The sequence below is a fragment of the Pseudomonas sp. GYB4201 genome, from assembly GCF_056312595.1.
In genome coordinates, this window is record NZ_JBWGIG010000029.1 from 1 (window position 1) to 18,215 (window position 18,215).

The following is an 18,215-nucleotide window of genomic DNA, read 5'->3' on the forward strand; positions in this document are numbered from 1 at the left end:
CAAGGCCGGCTCCTACGCGGTCGTGGTAGGAGCCGGCCTTGGCCGCGATGCAGACGCCGCGATCGACGGGCAACAGAATGAAAGGTGTGTACTGTTTCCAGATTTATCTGGAACAATTGCCTTAAGTTTTGAGAACATACGATTCGCAGTGTGACCGGTAGTCCAAAAACGGTCGCGGATCGACGTATTTAGTCTGATTTTCACAACCGCAAATCATCATGTAGTATGCCGCAGCGCGGACTACATAATGACAATCGATGTCTGCCGAAGGCGCCTGTGAAAATACGTGAAGCCTCTGGCACGCGCTTGAGGGTCTGCCCAGCCGCCCGTCAGGGCACGTTCTGGCAGCGTATTTAGAGAAGCGCTACAGGCTTTAATACAAGAGCTGAATAGCTGAGCAGAGTGAGGCAAGCAATGACTGAACACGTTCAAGTCGGTGGCCTTCAGGTCGCCAAAGTCCTGTTCGACTTCGTGAACAACGAAGCCATTCCCGGAACCGGCCTTGCGGCCGAGCAGTTCTGGGCCGGGGCGGAAAAGATCATCAACGACCTCGCTCCGAAGAACAAAGCGCTACTGGCCAAACGTGACGACCTGCAAGCCCGCATCGACGGCTGGCACCAGGCACGCCAGGGCCAGGCTCATGACGCTGCGGCTTACAAGGCCTTCCTGCAGGAAATCGGTTATCTGCTGCCAGAAGCGGCGGACTTCCAGGCCTCGACGCAAAACGTCGACGAAGAAATTGCCCACATGGCCGGCCCGCAACTGGTGGTGCCGGTGATGAACGCCCGCTTTGCCCTCAACGCCTCCAACGCCCGCTGGGGTTCGCTGTACGACGCGCTGTACGGCACCGACGCCATCAGCGAGGAAGGCGGCGCCGAGAAAGGCAAGGGTTACAACAAGGTGCGTGGCGACAAGGTCATCGCCTTCGCTCGCGCTTTCCTCGATGAAGCCACGCCCCTGGCCGCCGGCTCCCACGTGGACTCCACTGGCTACAAGGTTGTCGACGGCAAGCTGGTGGTCAGCCTCAAGGGCGGCAGCAACAGCGGCCTGCGCGACGACGCCCAGCTGGTCGGCTACCAGGGCGATGCCAGCGCCCCGACCGCCGTACTGCTGAAGAACAACGGCCTGCACTTCGAGATCCAGATCGACGCCCAGAGCCCCATCGGCCAGACCGATGCCGCCGGCGTCAAGGACCTGCTGATGGAAGCGGCCCTGACCACCATCATGGACTGCGAAGACTCCGTCGCCGCCGTGGACGCCGACGACAAGGTGGTGATCTACCGCAACTGGCTGGGCCTGATGAAGGGCGACCTGGCCGAGCAAGTGTCCAAGGGCGGCAGCACCTTCACCCGCACCATGAACCCGGACCGCCACTACACCGCCCCCAACGGCGGCGAGGTGAAGCTGCACGGTCGCTCGCTGCTGTTCGTGCGCAACGTCGGTCACCTGATGACCATCGACGCCATCCTCGACGCCCAGGGCAACGAGGTGCCGGAAGGCATTCTCGATGGCCTGGTCACCAGCCTGGGCGCGATCCACAGCCTCAACGGCAGCAGCACCCGCAAGAACAGCCGCACCGGCTCGGTGTACATCGTCAAGCCGAAGATGCACGGCCCTGAAGAAGCCGCGTTCACCAACGAGCTGTTCGGCCGCATCGAAGAGGTGCTGGGCCTGGCACGCAACACCCTCAAGGTCGGCATCATGGACGAGGAACGCCGTACCACGGTGAACCTCAAGGCCTGCATCAAGGCTGCCAGCGAGCGCGTGGTGTTCATCAACACCGGCTTCCTGGACCGCACCGGCGACGAGATCCACACCTCCATGGAAGCCGGCGCGGTAGTGCGCAAGGCTGCCATGAAGGCGGAAAAATGGATCGGTGCCTACGAGAATTCCAACGTCGACATCGGCCTGAAGACCGGCCTGCAAGGCCGCGCGCAGATCGGCAAGGGCATGTGGGCCATGCCCGACCTGATGGCCGCCATGCTCGAACAGAAGATCGCCCACCCGCTGGCCGGTGCCAACACCGCCTGGGTGCCGTCGCCGACCGCCGCCGCGCTGCACGCGCTGCACTACCACAAGGTCGACGTGTTCGCCCGCCAGGCCGAACTGGCCAAGCGCACCCCGGCATCGGTGGACGACATCCTCACCATCCCGTTGGCGCAGAACACCAACTGGTCGGCCGAGGAAATCCAGAACGAGCTGGACAACAACAGCCAGGGCATCCTCGGCTACGTGGTGCGCTGGATCGACCAGGGCGTAGGTTGCTCGAAGGTGCCGGACATCCATGACGTGGGCCTGATGGAAGACCGCGCCACCCTGCGCATCTCCAGCCAGCTGCTGGCCAACTGGCTGCGCCATGGCATTGCCAGCGAAGCGCAGATCCTCGAAAGCCTGAAGCGCATGGCGCCGGTGGTTGACCGCCAGAACGCCAACGACCCGCTGTACCGCCCGCTGGCCCCGGACTTCGACAGCAACATCGCCTTCCAGGCGGCGGTGGAGCTGGTGATTGAAGGTGCCAAGCAACCGAACGGCTACACCGAGCCAGTGCTGCACCGCAAACGCCGCGAGTTCAAGGCCCGCAACGGGCTGTAAACCGAAACCCGCCTGACGGCAGCGCTACACTGTAGCCGCTGCCGCAGGCTGCGCTGGCCCTGCGCCTCACTGGAAATCTCCAGCGAACAAACCGGCCAGCGCAGCCTCCGGCAGCGGCTACGGTTTTACTCCAGGCCCAATTCCTTTTTCGCCAGCGCCACCAGATGCTGGGTATCAATAGGCTTGAGCAGGAAATCCACCACGCTCAAGTGCATGGCCGCAATCGCATCCTTCACCCCCGCATCCCCCGACATGATGATGATCGGCATCGCCGCGCGATCGGATTCGCGCACCTTGCGGATCAGGTCCAGGCCGGTATGGGGCGACATGCGCAGGTCGGTCACCAGCAGGCCGATGGCCTTGTTCGAGGCGAGCAGTTGCAACGCTTCGGCGGCGCTGCCCGCGGTCAGGCAGGCAATGCCCTGCAGGCCAAGGATTTCGGCCAGCAACTCTCGCGAAACCTGGTCATCGTCGACGATCAAAGCCTGCTGCGGCGGCAAATCCGGCACCTGCATCACAGCACTCAGCGCCTCGCGCTCGGCATCGCTCAAAATATCGTGATCGGACATATGCCTCTCATCATAGGGAAAACCAGGTGCGTCACCTGGTTGAGACCGCAGACGAGTGGCATTACCTGTGCACTTCGTCGGGTCGTCACGTGAAGATCAGCATGATGTCGAGGAAACCCGCGCAGTTGAAGCATTTTTTTTAGACTTACGTCCAATGGGATCCCCAGCCCATCAGGCCGACCATGTTGAACGATAAGAACAATGCGGTCATGGACATGAGTAAACCGGACGCCTATGCCCTCGCGGGCAGGTCAGCAGTGCAGCAGAACATTCAGGGAACCCTGCAATTCCTGCAGCGCTACGCGCCTTTCAACCAGCTGGACCAAGCCCATTTGTCCTACCTGGTGGAGCAGTGCCAGCTACGTTTCTACGCCGCCGGCGAGAGCATCATCAAGCCCGCCGACGGGCCGGTGGAACACTTCTACATCGTCAAGCAGGGGCAAGTGGTGGGCGAACGCCCGCACACCTCGAAACGCGGCACCGAGACCACCTTCGAAATCGCCACCGGCGAGTGCTTCCCCCTGGCGGCCCTGCTGGGCGAACGGGCTACCCGCACCGAGCACCTGGCGGCCCAGGACACCTTCTGCCTGCAACTGCCCAAGGCGGCGTTCATCAAGCTGTTCGCGCTGTCGGCGCCGTTTCGCGACTTCGCCCTGCGCGGGGTCAGCAGCCTGCTCGACCAGTTCAACCTGCAGGTGCAACGCCGCGCCGCGGAAACCCTGGGCACGCAGTATTCGCTCAACACCCGCCTGGGCGAGCTGGCCATGCGTCACCCGGTAACCTGCGACGCCCAGACCCCGCTGCGCCAGGCCGTGGCGCTGATGCACGAACAACAGGTGGGCAGCATCGTCATCGTCGACGAGCGCCGTTATCCACAGGGCATTTTCACCCTGCGCGACCTGCGCCAGGTGGTGGCCGACGTCGATGCCGACTTCACTCAGCCCATCGCCCGGCACATGATCGCCGCGCCCTTTTACCTGAGCCCCGATGCCAGCGCGTTCGACGCCGCCATGGCCATGACCGAGCGACACATCGCCCACGTCTGCCTGGTGCGTGACGGCCGCCTGTGCGGCGTGGTCAGCGAGCGCGACCTGTTTTCCCTGCAGCGCGTGGACCTGGTGCACCTGGCGCGCACCATCCGCAACGCCGGGCGGCTGGAGCAACTGGTGAGCCTGCGCGGCGACATCAGCCAGCTGGTGGAACGCATGCTCGCCCACGGCGCGTCGTCCACGCAGATCACCCAGATCATCACCCTGCTCAACGACCACACCGTGTGCCGGGTGATCGAACTGGTGCTGCAAGACAAAGGCGACCCCGGCGTGCCGTTCAGCTGGCTGTGCTTCGGCAGCGAAGGCCGCCAGGAGCAGACGCTGTTCACCGACCAGGACAACGGCATCCTGTTCGAGGCCCGCGATGCGGCCCACGCCGCCGAAATCCGCGGCAAGCTGTTGCCCATCGCCCACCAGGTCAACCTCAACCTGGCGCAGTGCGGCTTCGCCCTGTGCCAGGGCAACATCATGGCCGGCAACCCCGAGCTGTGCCTGTCGCGCAGCGAATGGGCGCGGCGCTTCGCCGCCTTCGTGCGCGAGGCCACCCCGGAGAACCTGCTGGGCTCCAGCATCTATTTCGACCTGCGCGTGGTGTGGGGTGATGAACAGGGCTGCGCGCAACTGCGCCGCCAGGTCCTCGAGCAAGTAGGCGACAACCGCCTGTTCCAGCGCATGCTGGCCGAGAACGCCCTGCGCCAGCGCCCGCCGGTGGGGCGTTTCCGCGAGTTCGTGCTCAGCCGCAAGGGCAGCGACAAGGCCGGCACCCTGGACCTCAAGGCCCAGGGCCTGAACCCCTTCGTCGACGGCGCGCGGCTGCTGGCCCTGGCCAACAACATCGAAGCCACCAACACCCTGCAGCGCCTCCGCCAGCTGGTGGCCCGGGAGGTCATCGACAAGCTCGACGGCGCTGCCTACGAAGAGGCCTACCACTTCATCCAGCAGACGCGCATGCAGCAGCACCAGCGCCAGACCCGCGACAACCAGGCCTGGTCCAACCGCATCGACCCTGACAGCCTCAACGACCTCGACCGGCGCATCCTGCGCGAATCCCTGCGCCAGGCCCAGCGCCTGCAGGCCAGCCTGACGCTGAGGTACCAGCTATGAGCCTGTTCGCCTGGCTGCGCCCGGCCGCGCCCAGCCTCAACCCGGCGCAGCAGCTGGCGCTGCAGCGCTTGAGTGCCCCGGCTGTATTGGGTGATTGCAGCCTGCGCCAGCAACGCTGGGTGGTGCTGGACCTGGAGACCACCGGGCTCAACGTCAACCGCGACCTGCTACTGTCCATCGGCGCAGTGGTGATCGAGGACGGCGCCATCGACCTGTCCCAGCAGTTCGAATGCACCTTGCAGCGCCCCGGCCACAAGCCCGGGCCCAGCGTGCTGCTGCACGGCCTGGGCCCCGACGCCATCGCCGCCGGCTGCGCCCCCGCCGACGGCCTGCTGGACTTCATGGATTTCGTCGGCGACAGCCCGGTGCTGGCCTTCCACGCCCCGTTCGACCAGCGCATGCTGGGCCGCGCGCTCAAGGACACCCTGGGCTACAAACTGCAGCACAGCTTCATCGACGTGGCCGAACTGGCGCCGCTGCTCAACCCTCAGACCGTGCTGCGCGAAGCCTCGCTGGACGACTGGATCGCCCAGTTCGGCCTGCAGGTGGACGAGCGCCACAACGCCAGCGCCGACGCCTTCGTCACCGCGCAACTGGTGCTGATCCTGCTCAGCCAGGCCCGGCGCCTGGGCCTGGACAGCCCGGCGCTGCTGATGGGGCGCCTGGCCCAATGGCGCCGGCGCCAGGCCATGCCTAGCTTGTAGTCCCACGCTGTAGCCGCTGCCGCAGGCTGCGCTGGCCCCCCGCCCCGCTGAGGATCCCCAGCGTATGCAAGGACCAGCGCACCCAGCGGCAGCGGCTCCACGGGATCGTTTCCACCGACGAACGCCAATTGCACAACGACATCATCCCTGACACAATCGCGAATAATTCTCGTTAGTTTGAATACTTGCATTCGGGGAACGTCTTGTCGTCAGCCCATAGCCCTCATGGTGAACTGGTCGGTGCGCTTTATCGCGACCACCGTGGTTGGCTATTGGCCTGGCTGCGACGCAACATCGCCTGCAGCCAGCGCGCCGAAGACCTCAGCCAGGACACCTTCGTGCGCCTGCTGGGCCGCGAGCAGCTCAGCGCGCCCCGTGAGCCGCGGGCGTTCCTGGCGGCCATCGCCAAGGGCCTGCTGTTCGATCACTTTCGGCGTGCCGCCCTGGAGCAGGCCTACCTGGCCGAGCTAGCGCTGGTGCCCGAAGCCGAACAGCCCTCCCCCGAACAGCAACAGCTGATCCTCGAAGACCTGCAGGCCATCGACCAGATGCTCGCCAAGCTGTCGAGCAAGGCGCGCACCGCCTTCCTGCTCAACCGCCTGGAAGGCCTGGGCCATGCCGAAATCGCCGAGCGCCTGGGCGTGTCGGTGCCGCGGGTGCGCCAGTACCTGGCCCAGGGCATTCGCCAGTGCTACATCGCCTTGTACGGGGAACCGACATGAGCCGCACCGGTCCGGTCTCGGCGCGGGTGCTCGACGCGGCCATCCAGTGGCAGCTGTCGCTGGAGCCCGGCAACCCTGCGCAGCAGGCCGAGTTCGCCCGCTGGCACGCCGCCGACGAGGAACACGCCCGCGCCTGGCAACAGCTGGGCATGCTCGACCAGCGCCTGCGCGTGGCCCCGGCTGCGGGCCGCAAGGCCCTGCTCAGCAGCGCCGGCAGCGCCCGCCAGCGCGTGCGCAAGCTGGGCAGCGGCCTGGCCAGCGTGGTGCTGGTGCTGGGCCTGGGCACCTTCGGCCTCAAGCAGTGGCTGCCGCTGGGCTACTGGCTGGCCGACGCACGCACCGCCACCGGCGAGCAGCGCACCGTGACCCTGGCCGACGGCACCCAGGTGGAGCTCAACACCCACAGCGCCATCGACGTGCGCTTCGACCAGCAGCAGCGCCTGATCGTGCTGCGCGAAGGCGAGATCCTGGTGCAGACCGGCCACCCGGCCGGCGAGCAGCGGCCCTTCATCGTCGAAACCCGCGACGGCCGCCTGCGCGCCCTGGGCACGCGCTTCCTGGTGCGTCGCGAAGACCAGGGTACGCGCCTGGGCGTGCTGAAGTCCGCCGTGGCCGTGCATGCTCAGGAACTGCCCGGCGAGATGGTCCTGCACGAAGGCCAGCAGATGCTGGTGCAACGCGATGCGCTCGGTGAAGCCGTGGCCCTGCGGCCCGGCGCCGACGCCTGGACCCGCGGCATGCTGGTGGTAGATAACGCGCGCCTGGGCGACCTGGCCCACGAACTGTCGCGCTACCGCCCTGGCTTCCTGGAAGTGAGCCCGAACGTGGCCGACCTGCGCATCACCGGCAGCTTCCCGCTGAACGACACCGACCTGGCCCTGCGCGCCCTGATGCCGACCCTGCCGATCCAGATCCAGCAGCACACCCGCTGGTGGGTCAGCCTGGAAGCACGGCCTGAGACGCCGCCGAAGATCTAAATCTAAATTATTTTCGATCAGCCCTATCACTTTTGCGATTTCGTCCGGCACAGAGGCAATTGAGAAATATTCCCTGTCAGGAGTGCCGCATGTCCCGCCCGTTCCCCTCCCTGCTGCGACCCAGCCTCATGGCCGTCGCCATTGCCCTCGCCGTGCCGCTGAGCAGCACCGCGCTGCAAGCCGCCGAGCAGGCCAGCCAGCTGCGCAGCTACAACCTGCCAGCCGCGCCGCTGGCCAGCACGCTGAACCAGATCGCCAGCGGTGCCGGCCTGGTGCTGGCCATCGAGCCGGGCCTGGTGGCGGGCAAGACCAGCGCACCAGTGAACGGGCAATTCGATGCCGCCGGCGCGCTGCGCCAGGCCCTGGCCGGGACTGGCCTGCAACTGGTGCAGACCAGCGCTGGCACTTTTACGTTGATCGCAGCCCCAGAAGGGACACTGGCGCTGCCTGACACCAACGTGAACGCGGCCAGCGACTCCGAAAGCGCCTGGGGCCCGGCCACAGGCTACCTGGCCACCCGCACTGCGGCAGGGACCAAGACCGACACCGCGCTGGTGGAAGCACCGCGCTCGATTTCCGTGGCCACCCGCCAGCAGATGGAAGACCGCGGCGTGCAGACCCTGGAAGACGCCGTTAAATACATGCCCGGCATCGTCTCGGCCAGCTACGGCAGTGACACCCGCTACGACTGGCTGCGCGTGCGCGGCTTCGAACCGACCCAGTTCCTGGATGGGTTGCCGCTGCCGAAGGGTGCCTACGCCACTGCCAAAATCGAAACCTGGGACCTGGACCGCATCGCCCTGCTGCGAGGGCCTGCTTCGTCGCTGTACGGCCAAACCCCGCCCGGCGGGCTGCTTGACATGGTCAGCCGTCGGCCCAGCGATGTAACCAGTCATGAAATTTCCCTGGAGTATGGCAGCGACAACTGGCGCCAGATCGACTTCGCCAGCACCGGCAAGATCGACGATGAAGGCAAGTTCCTCTATGGCGTCAGCGGCGTGATCCGCGACAGCGGCACGCAGATCGACCACATCGACAACAAGCGCTACAACATCGCCCCCAGCCTGACCTGGAACATCGACCCGGACACCAAGCTGACCTTCCTCAGCCAGTTCACCCGTGACGATACCGGCGCCACCAGCCAGTTCCTGCCGATCCAGGGCACCAAGATCAGCTCGCCGTTGGGCGAGATCTCCCACCACAAGAACCTGGGCGATCCCAACTACGATTACTACGACCGCACCTACTATTCGCTGGGCTATGCGTTCGAGCACCGCTTCAACGACGTCTGGCAGTTCCACCAGAACCTGCGTTACTCCAAGACTGACCTGGAGTTCCAGACCATTACCGTGGGTTCCTATCCTTACACCCTGGTCGATGCAGACGGCAACGTAGGCCGGATGTCGACCAACGTCGACGAAGACATCAGCCAATTCGCCGTGGACAGCAATTTCCAGGCTGACTTCGCCACGGGTGACATCAGCCACACCGTGCTGATCGGCACCGACCTGCAGCACATCAACAACAATTACCTGTCGATCTACGGCTTCAACGTGCCGTCGACCAACGTGCTCAACCCGGTGTACACCGACACCATCACCCGCCCTGCTCGCTCGACGGCCTACTACGACTACGACCAGAAAACCACCCAGACCGGCGTCTACGTGCAAGACCAGATGGCCCTGGACAAGTGGCGCTTCACCCTGGGCGGCCGCGAGGATTGGGTGCACACCGGCACCAAGTTCCACAACGACGGCAATGCCACCAACACCGAGCGTGACAGCAATTTCAGCCTGAACTCGGCGGTCAGTTATGTGTTCGATTCCGGCGTGGTGCCATACCTGTCGTACGCCGAGTCGTTCCAGCCAACCACTGGCGCCGACATGACCGCGGTGAGTTCGCTGAAACCCACTCAGGGTAAGCAGTGGGAACTGGGCATCAAGTATCAGCCACCGGGTTCCAAGACCCTGCTGACCGCTGCCGTGTATGACCTGACGCAAAAAAATGTCACCGTCACCAGCAACGTGGGCGGTGTGTCGGTGACCGGCCAGACCGGTGAAGTCAAGGTCAAGGGCCTGGAGCTCGAGGCCACCAGCGACCTGACCGACAACCTCAAGCTGATTGCTTCCTACACCCTGGCGAAATCCGAGGTACAGGACGGCGTCAACAAGGGCAACCGCCTGCCCCTGATGCCCAACCAGCAAGCCTCCCTGTGGGCCGACTACACCTGGCACCAGGGCCTGCTGGAAGGCTTCGGCATCGGCGGCGGCGCGCGCTACACCGGCAACACCTACGGCGACCAGGCCAACACCTGGCTGGGCAAGGCCGACGCCTACACCGTGTTCGACGCCTCGGCCCACTACGACCTGGGCGTGCTGTCGGGCTCGCTGAAGGGCGCGTCCCTGGGCCTGACCGCCAAGAACGTGTTCAACAAGGACTACATCAGCACCTGCGACAGTTACTATTGCTACTACGGCGACCAGCGCAGCGTGGTCGCCAGCGCCACCTACAAGTGGTAATGGCCTGACGCACCACACAAGCCGCCCCCCGGGGCGGCTTTGTCTTTTCGGACGCCTGTGAAATGAAAAATAAAACAATTCGTCGCTGGTCCTTCGTGCACACCTGGTCCAGCCTCATCTGCACGCTGTTTCTGTTGCTGCTGGCCATCACCGGCCTGCCGCTGGTGTTCCATCACGAGATGGAAGCCCTGCTCGGCGACGCCCCGCATTACCGCGAGTTGCCGGCGGACACGCCCAAGCTCGACCTGCAACAACTGGTCGAGGCGGCCCTGGCCCACCGCCCTGGCGAGGTGGTGCAGTACTTCGGCTGGGACGAGGACCATCCCGAAGGCATGTTCGCCATCACCGCGGCCACGCCCGGCACCGAGCCCAATTCGTCGCACACCTTCAGCCTCGACACCCGCACCGGCGAGGTGGTGGAAACCCCGGCGGCCAATGGCGGCTTCATGATGGTCATGCTGCGCCTGCACGTAGACATGTACGCCGGGCTGCCGGGCAAGCTGCTGCTGGCGTTCATGGGCCTGCTGTTCGTGCTGGCCATTGTCTCCGGGGTGGTGCTGTACGCGCCGTTCATGGGCCGCCTGAAGTTCGCCAGCGTGCGCCGCGAACGCTCGCGCCGGGTGCGCTGGCTGGACCTGCACAACCTGATCGGCATCGTCACCCTGACCTGGGCGCTGGTGGTGGGCGTGACCGGCGTAGTCAACGCCTGCGCCGACCTGCTGATCGCCGCCTGGCGCAGCGACACGCTGAGCGCCATGGTCGCGCCCTATCACGACGCCCCGCCGCTGACCCAACTGGCCCCCGCCTCGCGCCTGCTGGCCATTGCCGAAGCCGCGGCGCCGGGCATGCAGGCCGATTTCATCGCCTTCCCCGGTACGCTGTTCTCCAGCGCGCACCATTACGCGGTGTTCATGAAAGGCGCCACGCACCTGACCTCGCACCTGCTCACCCCGGTGCTGATCGACGCCAGCACCCTGGCCGTCACTGCCGTGGGCGAGCGCCCCTGGTACATGAACGCCCTGGGCCTGTCGCAGCCGCTGCACTACGGCGACTACGGCGGCCGGCCGATGCAGATCCTGTGGGCGGTGCTGGACGTGCTGACCATCGTGGTGCTGGGCAGCGGCCTGTACCTGTGGTGGGTACGCCGCAAGGTGAAAGCATGAGCCGCCGGCCGTCGCGGTTCTGGGCCACCTGGGGCATGCCGCTGCTGATCGCCGTGCTGGGTGGCGCCGGGCTGTTCGCGGCGTTGCTGGGGGACGGCGCCTGGGACGTGCTGTCGTGGATCGGCCTGGGCCTGCCGGCGGTGATCGGCGTGCATGCCTTGCGCCGGTAACGTGGGTAAGATGGCGGCTCGACAAGAAGAGGGTTTCCGATGTCCACCCCGCCTATCACCCTGTATTCCAACCCCGCATCGCCGTTCGGCCGCAAGGTCGCGGTGATGCTCCACGAGACAGGCCAGTTCGCCCAAGTGCAGATCCAGGCCTGCCTGCTTACCCCGGTTAACCCGGTGGCCGAGCTGAACCAGGAAAACCCGGCGGGCAAGATCCCCGCCCTGCGCCTGGCCGACGGCAGCGTGGTGCATGACAGCCGGGTGATCCTCGATTACCTCGACCACCAGCACAGCGGCACGCCGTTGATACCGCGCGACGGCCCGGCGCGCTGGCGGCGCCTGACCCTGGCCTCGCTGGCCGATGCGCTGATGGATGCGGCAGTGCTGATCCGCTACGAGACCGCCCTGCGCCCCGAGGCCAAGCACTGGGATGTGTGGCTGGGCAACCAGGCCGAGAAGATCCACCGCAGCCTGGCGTATTTCGAGGCGGTGGCGGGCGAGCTGGCGGAAGGCTTCGATGTTGCCGGTATCGGCGCGGCGTGCGCGCTGGGGTACCTGGACTTCCGCCAGCCGCAGCTGGAATGGCGTGCCGAGTTTCCGGCGCTGGCGGCCTGGTATGCCCAGGTCAGCCAGCGCGCGTCGATGCAGTTGACCCGGCCACCGGCGTGAGCCCTGACGCGGTCAGCAACCAGGCTCACCCGCGGTGTAACGGCGGGCCGGGTTCACCGCCGCGCCAAACTCGCGCAGGGCCTTGGCGCCAATCAGCAGCGGGTAATTGAAGCTGCTGCGGTCAACCAGGTTGACCTCGATGGTGCGCTTGGTGTCGCCCAGGCACATTTCCAGGTCCACGACCGGGCGCTTGGCCACTTCGGTGGCCTCGCCGTCCTCTTCCTCGTCGGCACGGCTCTTGATGCGGCTGATGCGCGCCACCTTGTGTTCGTACACCTTGCCGTCGGCGTCGCGGGTGGCCAGGCGGAAGCGCACCCAGTCCTCGCCGTCGCGCTGGAACAGCTGGATATCACGGGCCGACAGCGATGCGGTCAGCGCGCCGGTGTCCATCTTGGCCTTGAACGTGGCGCCGCCAATCTCCGGCAGCTTGATGTTTTCATAGCGCCCGTACAGGGTCGGCTCGGCGGCCATGACCGGCAGGGCCAACAGCGACAGCAATGCGATTACGGATTTCACCGGCGGGTTCCTCAAGGGCGGATGGGCTGCGCGCAGCATACCCAAAAAATCGTGAAACAAATGTCCATTACCATTCGGCAAGGTTGATTTGGTGTTATGCCCCGGCGTCTTTATCATTGCCGGCCACAATTACTCCAAGAGTCGTTTTATGCGTCGCCTGCTCGTCGGCAGCTTCACCACGCTGCTGTGTCTGCTCAATACCCTCGTGCTGATCGGCCCCCTCATGCTCTGCGCCCTGCTCAAGCTGATCGCCCCCGGCCGCTCCCGTGACCTGGCCTCCAAGGCGGTGATGTGGTTCGCCGAGACCTGGGCCGAAATCATCAAGCTGATCTTCCGCCTGTGCATCGGCACCCGCTGGGACATTCGCGGCGCCGAAGCCCTGCGCGGCGACACCTCGTACCTGGTGGTCAGCAACCACCAGTCGTGGGTGGACATTCCCGCGCTGATCCAGGCGCTGAACCGGCGCACGCCGTTCTTCAAGTTCTTCCTCAAGAAAGAGCTGATCTGGGTGCCGTTCCTGGGCCTGGCCTGGTGGGCGCTGGACTACCCCTTCATGAAGCGCTACACCAAGGCGTTCCTCGACAAGCACCCGCACCTCAAGGGCAAGGACCTGGAAATCACCAAGGCCGCCTGCGAGCTGTTCAAGCGCCAGCCGGTGACCGTGGTCAACTACCTGGAAGGCACCCGCTTCACTGAAGCCAAGCGCAGCCAGCAGGCCTCGCCGTATCGCAACCTGCTCAAACCCAAGGCTGGCGGCGTGGCCTTCGTGCTGGCCGCCATGGGCACCCAGCTCGAACGCATGCTGGACGTCACCGTGGTGTACCCGCAAGGCAGGATTCCAGGCTTCTGGAACCTGCTGTGCGGGGATGTGAAGCAGGTGATCGTCGACATCCGTGCCCGCCAGATCGACCCGGCGCTGCTGGCCGGCGACTACGAGAACGACCCGGCCTTCCGCCAGACCGTGCAGGACTGGGTAAACCGCTTGTGGGCGGACAAGGACGCGCGCATCGACGCGTTGCGCCTGGAGTTGAGCCAGTAGAACCTCCCCGGCCCCATCGCGACCAAGGTCGGCTCCTACACATGACCGCGTAGGAGCCGACCTTGGTCGCGATGGACTCGATCCGGTTTAACCGCCCACGCCCCAGATGCCGCCCAGGCTCTTGAGCAGCGTGCCGCCCACGCCCTGTTGGCCCAGGTACTGCAGGATCACCGGGGCAAACTGGCCGACCATGCTGCTGTCCATGCCCAGCTTGCCGAACGCATTGTTCAGGTCGCTGGTGTTCTTCACATTGCCCAGGGCGCTGTCCAACGCGCCCTTGTCAGTGCCCGACTGCCCCAGCAAGCCGCCCAGGCCGCTCACCGCGTTGGCGCCAGCCAGCTTGTCGATGCCCGGCACCTGCTTGGCCAGTTCCGAATAGTCGGAGCTGCTGAGCTTGTTCTTGGCCAGGCCCAGCATGGCGCCGGTGCCGCCCACGGCCTGTTCGGGGGTGACGTTGAGCTGGGTGCCGACGTTGTTCAGCAGCCCGGCCGCCTGGGGCGCGCTGCTGCCCTGCTTGCCGTTCTGGATGCTGGACGCCGCGTTCACCGCATCGTTGAGGTTGAAGGCGAAGGCCGGGCTGGCCGCCAGGGCGGTCAGGGTGGCGAAGGTGATGGCGCGCATGGTGTTCATTTGATTCCCCTCGAAACATTGGTGGCGGCGCGCCTGGGCGGCCGCGAAAGCCTGGTTTTGACTCGATTTGGCCGATTGTGTTCCAAAGGCGAAATAATTTCGTACAAATCGCATCCGGTCACGCTTCCCCTGCGTATATCAGGCAACGCGGCGCAAGGTGGGCTAGGCTCAGACGGCCACCCAGCGGAGACCGCATCATCGACACTGAACTGCTCAGCCAGCTGCTGGCCGATTGCGCCAAGGGCAACCGCCGCGCTTTCGAGACCCTGTACCGCACCAGCAGCGCCCGCCTCCACGGCGTGGCGCTGCGCTGCGTGGGCCGCCGCGAACTGGCCGAGGAAGTGGTGCAGGAGAGCTTCGTGCGTATCTGGAACAACGCTTCGCGCTACGACGCCCGGCTGGCGGCGCCCATGACCTGGATGGTGAACATCACCCGCCACCTGGCCATCGACCTGCTGCGCCGGCGCCATGAAGTGCCCCTGGATGACCAACAGCTGGAAGCGCTGAGCGATGACGCGCCCTCGGCCCACGATCAATTGAACCAGGCCCGTGAAGCCGCGGCGCTGAACCGTTGCCTGGAAGACCTGGAGGGCATGCAGCGGCAGTCCATCCTCACCGCGTATTTCCATGGGCTGTCCAACGCCGACCTGGCGCTGCAGCTGTCGGCGCCCCTGGGCTCGGTGAAGTCCTGGATACGGCGCGGCATGGAACGCCTGCGCAGGTGCCTTGAAGCATGAACTACCAGCACCCTGCCCTGCGCCGCGCGCTGGCGGCCGACTACGCGATCGGCCTGATGGCGCCTGCCGCGCGGCGGCGCTTCGAACGCCTGCTGGCGGATGACCGCGACTTGCAGGCGGAATTGGCCGGCTGGCAGGAAACCCTGGTGACCTTGACCGCCCCGGTGGCCGAGGAACCGGTGCCGGCGCGGGTGTGGGAGCGCATCGTCGCGCGCATCGAGCCGCAGCAGCTGCATGTGCCACCGCCGTTGCGGGTGCGCGGTTGGTTGCGGGCAGTGGCGTTGGCGGCTGCCGTGGTGCTGGCCATCGGCATCGGCATGCTCTACACCGGCGATGAAGCGCACTACAGTGCGACGCTGGTGAGCGTCGAGAACCGGCCAGCCGTGAAAATCCAGGCCTACGCGCAATACCTGCAGGTGGAGCCGGTGGAACTGCCCAGCGCGCCGGCGAACCGCAGCATGGAGCTGTGGGCCATTCCCGCCAACGGCAAGCCGGTGTCGCTGGGGCTGATGCCAGTGGGTGGCAAGGGCCGGATCATGCTCGATGAAAGCCAGCGCAAGCTGCTGGGCGAGCCGATTGCGCTGGCGATCAGCCTGGAACCGGAGGGTGGTTCGCCGACCGGGCAGCCGACTGGCCCGGTGCTCTACCACGGTCAGGTGGTGACCCTGTAAACCGGCAACCCTGCAGACCTGTAGCCGCTGCCGCAGGCTGCGCTGGCCCTGAACCTCACTGGAAATCTCCAGCGTACTCAGGGGCCAGCGCAGCCTGGCGGCAGCGGCTACGGGGTGGGTTGCGTGTTTTTAAGCGGCGCTGAAGAGTTTGTGCGGGTCGATGACGAATTTCTTCGGCACGCCGGCATCGAACTCGCCGTAGCCTTCAGGCGCCTGGTCCAGGGTGATGACCTGCACGCCCACCACTTCGGCGATGTTGATGCGGTCCCACATGATCGCCTGCATCAGCTGGCGGTTGTACTTCATCACCGGGGTCTGGCCGGTGTGGAAGCTGTGGGACTTGGCCCAGCCCAGGCCGAAGCGAATGCTCAGGCTGCCCATCTTCGCCGCAGCGTCCACCGCGCCCGGGTCTTCGGTGACGTACAGGCCGGGGATGCCGATCTTGCCGGCCACGCGCACCACACCCATCAGCGAGTTGAGCACGGTAGCAGGCGCCTCGTGCTGGGCGCCGGCATGGCCGTGGCCGCGGGCCTCGAAGCCTACCGCGTCCACCGCGCAGTCCACTTCCGGTTCGCCCAGCAGGTCGGCGATCTGTTCGTGCAGCGGGGTGTCCTTGGACAGGTCGGCGATCTCGAAGCCCTGGGCCTTGGCGTGGGCCAGGCGCACCGGGTTGACGTCGCCGACGATGACCACCGCGGCGCCCAGCAGGCGTGCCGAAGCCGCAGCCGCCAGGCCGACTGGACCGGCACCGGCGACATAGACGGTGCTGCCCGGGCCAACGCCGGCAGTGACGGCGCCGTGGTAGCCGGTAGGCAGGATGTCGGACAGGCAGGTCAGGTCACGGATCTTCTCCATGGCCCGGTCGCGGTTGCCCAGTTTCAGCAGGTTGAAGTCAGCGTAGGGCACCAGCACGTATTCGGCCTGGCCGCCCACCCAGTCGCCCATGTCGACGTAGCCGTAGGCGCCACCGGCGCGGGCCGGGTTCACGGTCAGGCAGACGCCGGTGTGTTGTTCCTTGCACGAGCGGCAGCGGCCGCAGGCCACGTTGAACGGCACCGAGACCAGGTCGCCGACCTTGAGGTTCTCGACGTCCTTGCCCACTTCCAGCACTTCACCGGTGATTTCGTGGCCCAGTACCAGGCCGACCTGGGCAGTGGTGCGGCCGCGCACCATGTGCTGGTCGGAGCCGCAGATGTTGGTGGAGACAACCCGCAGGATAACGCCATGTTCAATGCGTTTGCCGCGTGGATCCTGCATTTTCGGGAAGGGAATTGTTTGCACCTCGACCTTGCCGCCACCGAGATACACCACACCGCGATTACCAGACATGCTTTCACCTCATTGTTGTATTTATTGGATCGGTTGCCGTAGCAGCTGCCGAAGGCTGCGTCATGGCCGGACGCAGCCTTCGGCAGCTGCTACGAGGTTATTGCTCCTTTACAAGACGACTGTGCGGTTGGCGTTGAGGAACACCCGCCGCTCGATGTGATAGCCCACTGCCCGTGCCAGGGTCAGGCACTCGATGTCGCGGCCCTTGGCAATCAGGTCCTCGGCATAGTGGCTGTGGTCCACGACTTCGACGCCCTGGGCGATGATCGGCCCTTCGTCGAGGTCATTGTTGATGTAGTGCGCCGTGGCGCCGACCAGCTTCACGCCCTTGTTGTAGGCCTGGTGGTACGGCTTGGCGCCCTTGAAACCGGGCAGCAGCGAATGGTGGATGTTGATGGCCCAGCCATCCAGGCGGCGGCACAGCTCGGGCGACAGCACCTGCATGTAGCGGGCGAGAATCACCAGTTCCGCGCCTTTCTGTTCGATGACCTTGAGCACCTTTCGCTCCTGCGCGGGCTTGTCGTTCGGGTCCAGGGGGAAATGGTAGTAGGGAATTTCGTGCCAGCGCGCCAAAGGCTCCAGATCCGGATGGTTGGACACCACCGCCACCACGTCCATGGGCAGCTGGCCAATGCGCTGGCGGTACAGCAGGTCGTTCAGGCAGTGGTCGGCCTTGGAGACCATGATCACCACTTTGGGCCGGTACTGCGGCGGGGTCAGTTCGAAGACCATGCCGAAGGAGGCACCGCGCTCGGCCAGGCCGGCGCGGAAGCCCTGCTCGTCGAAGCCGTCGGGCTGGCGGAATTCGACGCGGATGAAGAAGCGTGCCGACAGGCGATCGTCGAACGAATGGTGTTCGGTGACATAGCAGCCCTGTTCGAACAGGTAGCGGGTCACCGCGTCCACCGTGCCGAGCACGCTGGGGCAGTCGGCGGTGAGAATCCAGGTATCGGGGGCGCGGCTCATGGTAGGGCTCCAAATCGGGGGGACTGCGGACGCGGGGGGGGGGGGCGGGGGGCGGGGCGGGGGGGGGGGGGCGGCGGCGGGGGGGGGGGGCG

Annotated in this window: 17 protein-coding genes; 12 read left to right on the forward strand and 5 right to left on the reverse strand. The window is 65.6% G+C overall.

The window, feature by feature from the left end; translation table 11 throughout:
- Positions 1-414: 414 nt before the first annotated feature.
- Positions 415-2,592 carry a malate synthase G gene (locus tag AC0Z2B_RS23365; protein ID WP_476299745.1) on the forward strand — a complete coding sequence of 726 codons (2,178 nt, stop codon included), beginning with the start codon at positions 415-417 and terminating at the stop codon, positions 2,590-2,592.
- A gap of 125 nt (positions 2,593-2,717) precedes the next feature.
- Here AC0Z2B_RS23365 and AC0Z2B_RS23370 read toward each other — a convergent pair whose 3' ends face one another.
- Positions 2,718-3,161 carry a response regulator gene (locus AC0Z2B_RS23370; RefSeq protein ID WP_476299747.1) on the reverse strand — a complete coding sequence of 148 codons (444 nt, stop codon included), beginning with the start codon at positions 3,159-3,161 and terminating at the stop codon, positions 2,718-2,720.
- A 215-nt stretch (positions 3,162-3,376) separates the two neighbouring features.
- Here AC0Z2B_RS23370 and AC0Z2B_RS23375 point away from each other — a divergent pair, with 215 nt between their 5' ends.
- The 8 genes from AC0Z2B_RS23375 to AC0Z2B_RS23410 all read left to right on the forward strand — a co-directional run bounded on the left by AC0Z2B_RS23375 (position 3,377) and on the right by AC0Z2B_RS23410 (position 12,235).
- Positions 3,377-5,314: a putative nucleotidyltransferase substrate binding domain-containing protein gene (locus AC0Z2B_RS23375; RefSeq protein WP_476299817.1), complete on the forward strand. Its 1,938-nt coding sequence runs from the start codon at positions 3,377-3,379 to the stop codon at positions 5,312-5,314.
- Positions 5,311-6,018, forward strand: a complete 708-nt coding sequence (locus AC0Z2B_RS23380; RefSeq protein WP_476299749.1) for a 3'-5' exonuclease — start codon at positions 5,311-5,313, stop codon at positions 6,016-6,018. Before AC0Z2B_RS23375 ends, AC0Z2B_RS23380 begins: the two co-directional genes overlap by 4 nt.
- A 203-nt stretch (positions 6,019-6,221) precedes the next feature.
- Complete coding sequence (locus AC0Z2B_RS23385) at positions 6,222-6,740, forward strand: RNA polymerase sigma factor (protein WP_416427229.1); 519 nt, start codon at positions 6,222-6,224, stop codon at positions 6,738-6,740.
- Complete coding sequence (locus AC0Z2B_RS23390; RefSeq protein ID WP_476299752.1) at positions 6,737-7,717, forward strand: FecR domain-containing protein; 981 nt, start codon at positions 6,737-6,739, stop codon at positions 7,715-7,717. The genes AC0Z2B_RS23385 and AC0Z2B_RS23390 overlap by 4 nt, the downstream gene beginning before the upstream one ends.
- A gap of 89 nt (positions 7,718-7,806) precedes the next feature.
- Positions 7,807-10,236 (forward strand): TonB-dependent siderophore receptor, encoded by a 2,430-nt coding sequence (locus AC0Z2B_RS23395; protein WP_476299754.1) that lies wholly within the window; start codon positions 7,807-7,809, stop codon positions 10,234-10,236.
- 62 nt (positions 10,237-10,298) lie between these two features.
- The gene (locus AC0Z2B_RS23400) at positions 10,299-11,399 is read left to right on the forward strand and encodes a PepSY-associated TM helix domain-containing protein (protein WP_476299755.1); all 1,101 of its coding nucleotides are present in this window, start codon (positions 10,299-10,301) and stop codon (positions 11,397-11,399) included.
- Positions 11,396-11,569, forward strand: a complete 174-nt coding sequence (locus tag AC0Z2B_RS23405) for a hypothetical protein (RefSeq protein ID WP_416427233.1) — start codon at positions 11,396-11,398, stop codon at positions 11,567-11,569. Before AC0Z2B_RS23400 ends, AC0Z2B_RS23405 begins: the two co-directional genes overlap by 4 nt.
- 39 nt (positions 11,570-11,608) lie before the next feature.
- Positions 11,609-12,235 carry a glutathione S-transferase family protein gene (locus AC0Z2B_RS23410; protein WP_416427234.1) on the forward strand — a complete coding sequence of 209 codons (627 nt, stop codon included), beginning with the start codon at positions 11,609-11,611 and terminating at the stop codon, positions 12,233-12,235.
- A gap of 12 nt (positions 12,236-12,247) precedes the next feature.
- Here the strand turns inward: AC0Z2B_RS23410 and rloA2 are convergent, their stop codons facing one another.
- Complete coding sequence (rloA2, locus tag AC0Z2B_RS23415; RefSeq protein ID WP_473004711.1) at positions 12,248-12,751, reverse strand: retropepsin-like aspartic peptidase RloA2; 504 nt, start codon at positions 12,749-12,751, stop codon at positions 12,248-12,250.
- A gap of 148 nt (positions 12,752-12,899) precedes the next feature.
- On the opposite strand from rloA2, the gene AC0Z2B_RS23420 reads away from it, so the two are divergent.
- Positions 12,900-13,790 carry an acyltransferase gene (locus tag AC0Z2B_RS23420; RefSeq protein WP_476299756.1) on the forward strand — a complete coding sequence of 297 codons (891 nt, stop codon included), beginning with the start codon at positions 12,900-12,902 and terminating at the stop codon, positions 13,788-13,790.
- Between the two features lie 87 nt (positions 13,791-13,877).
- On the opposite strand, the gene AC0Z2B_RS23425 is transcribed toward AC0Z2B_RS23420, so the two are convergent.
- Complete coding sequence (locus AC0Z2B_RS23425) at positions 13,878-14,420, reverse strand: DUF2780 domain-containing protein (protein WP_416427237.1); 543 nt, start codon at positions 14,418-14,420, stop codon at positions 13,878-13,880.
- A gap of 137 nt (positions 14,421-14,557) precedes the next feature.
- Between AC0Z2B_RS23425 and AC0Z2B_RS23430 the strand changes: the two genes are divergently transcribed.
- Positions 14,558-15,157 (forward strand): sigma-70 family RNA polymerase sigma factor, encoded by a 600-nt coding sequence (locus AC0Z2B_RS23430; protein WP_476299819.1) that lies wholly within the window; start codon positions 14,558-14,560, stop codon positions 15,155-15,157.
- Positions 15,154-15,828: an anti-sigma factor gene (locus AC0Z2B_RS23435; protein ID WP_476299757.1), complete on the forward strand. Its 675-nt coding sequence runs from the start codon at positions 15,154-15,156 to the stop codon at positions 15,826-15,828. The genes AC0Z2B_RS23430 and AC0Z2B_RS23435 overlap by 4 nt, the downstream gene beginning before the upstream one ends.
- A gap of 129 nt (positions 15,829-15,957) precedes the next feature.
- Here the strand turns inward: AC0Z2B_RS23435 and fdhA are convergent, their stop codons facing one another.
- Both fdhA and purU read right to left on the reverse strand, forming a co-directional pair.
- Positions 15,958-17,157 (reverse strand): formaldehyde dehydrogenase, glutathione-independent, encoded by a 1,200-nt coding sequence (fdhA, locus tag AC0Z2B_RS23440; protein WP_476299758.1) that lies wholly within the window; start codon positions 17,155-17,157, stop codon positions 15,958-15,960.
- Between the two features lie 108 nt (positions 17,158-17,265).
- The gene (gene purU / locus AC0Z2B_RS23445; protein ID WP_416427239.1) at positions 17,266-18,123 is read right to left on the reverse strand and encodes a formyltetrahydrofolate deformylase; all 858 of its coding nucleotides are present in this window, start codon (positions 18,121-18,123) and stop codon (positions 17,266-17,268) included.
- Positions 18,124-18,215: the final 92 nt, after the last annotated feature.

Bases quoted from the DNA above. Each gene is read 5' to 3' on its own strand.
- AC0Z2B_RS23365 (WP_476299745.1), top strand. From the start codon at position 415: ATGACTGAACACGTTCAAGTCGGTGGCCTTCAGGTCGCCAAAGTCCTG.
- AC0Z2B_RS23370 (WP_476299747.1), bottom strand. From the start codon at position 3,161: ATGTCCGATCACGATATTTTGAGCGATGCCGAGCGCGAGGCGCTGAGT.
- AC0Z2B_RS23375 (WP_476299817.1), top strand. From the start codon at position 3,377: ATGAGTAAACCGGACGCCTATGCCCTCGCGGGCAGGTCAGCAGTGCAG.
- AC0Z2B_RS23380 (WP_476299749.1), top strand. From the start codon at position 5,311: ATGAGCCTGTTCGCCTGGCTGCGCCCGGCCGCGCCCAGCCTCAACCCG.
- AC0Z2B_RS23390 (WP_476299752.1), top strand. From the start codon at position 6,737: ATGAGCCGCACCGGTCCGGTCTCGGCGCGGGTGCTCGACGCGGCCATC.
- AC0Z2B_RS23395 (WP_476299754.1), top strand. From the start codon at position 7,807: ATGTCCCGCCCGTTCCCCTCCCTGCTGCGACCCAGCCTCATGGCCGTC.
- AC0Z2B_RS23400 (WP_476299755.1), top strand. From the start codon at position 10,299: ATGAAAAATAAAACAATTCGTCGCTGGTCCTTCGTGCACACCTGGTCC.
- AC0Z2B_RS23405 (WP_416427233.1), top strand. From the start codon at position 11,396: ATGAGCCGCCGGCCGTCGCGGTTCTGGGCCACCTGGGGCATGCCGCTG.
- AC0Z2B_RS23410 (WP_416427234.1), top strand. From the start codon at position 11,609: ATGTCCACCCCGCCTATCACCCTGTATTCCAACCCCGCATCGCCGTTC.
- AC0Z2B_RS23420 (WP_476299756.1), top strand. From the start codon at position 12,900: ATGCGTCGCCTGCTCGTCGGCAGCTTCACCACGCTGCTGTGTCTGCTC.
- AC0Z2B_RS23425 (WP_416427237.1), bottom strand. From the start codon at position 14,420: ATGAACACCATGCGCGCCATCACCTTCGCCACCCTGACCGCCCTGGCG.
- AC0Z2B_RS23435 (WP_476299757.1), top strand. From the start codon at position 15,154: ATGAACTACCAGCACCCTGCCCTGCGCCGCGCGCTGGCGGCCGACTAC.
- fdhA (WP_476299758.1), bottom strand. From the start codon at position 17,157: ATGTCTGGTAATCGCGGTGTGGTGTATCTCGGTGGCGGCAAGGTCGAG.
- purU (WP_416427239.1), bottom strand. From the start codon at position 18,123: ATGAGCCGCGCCCCCGATACCTGGATTCTCACCGCCGACTGCCCCAGC.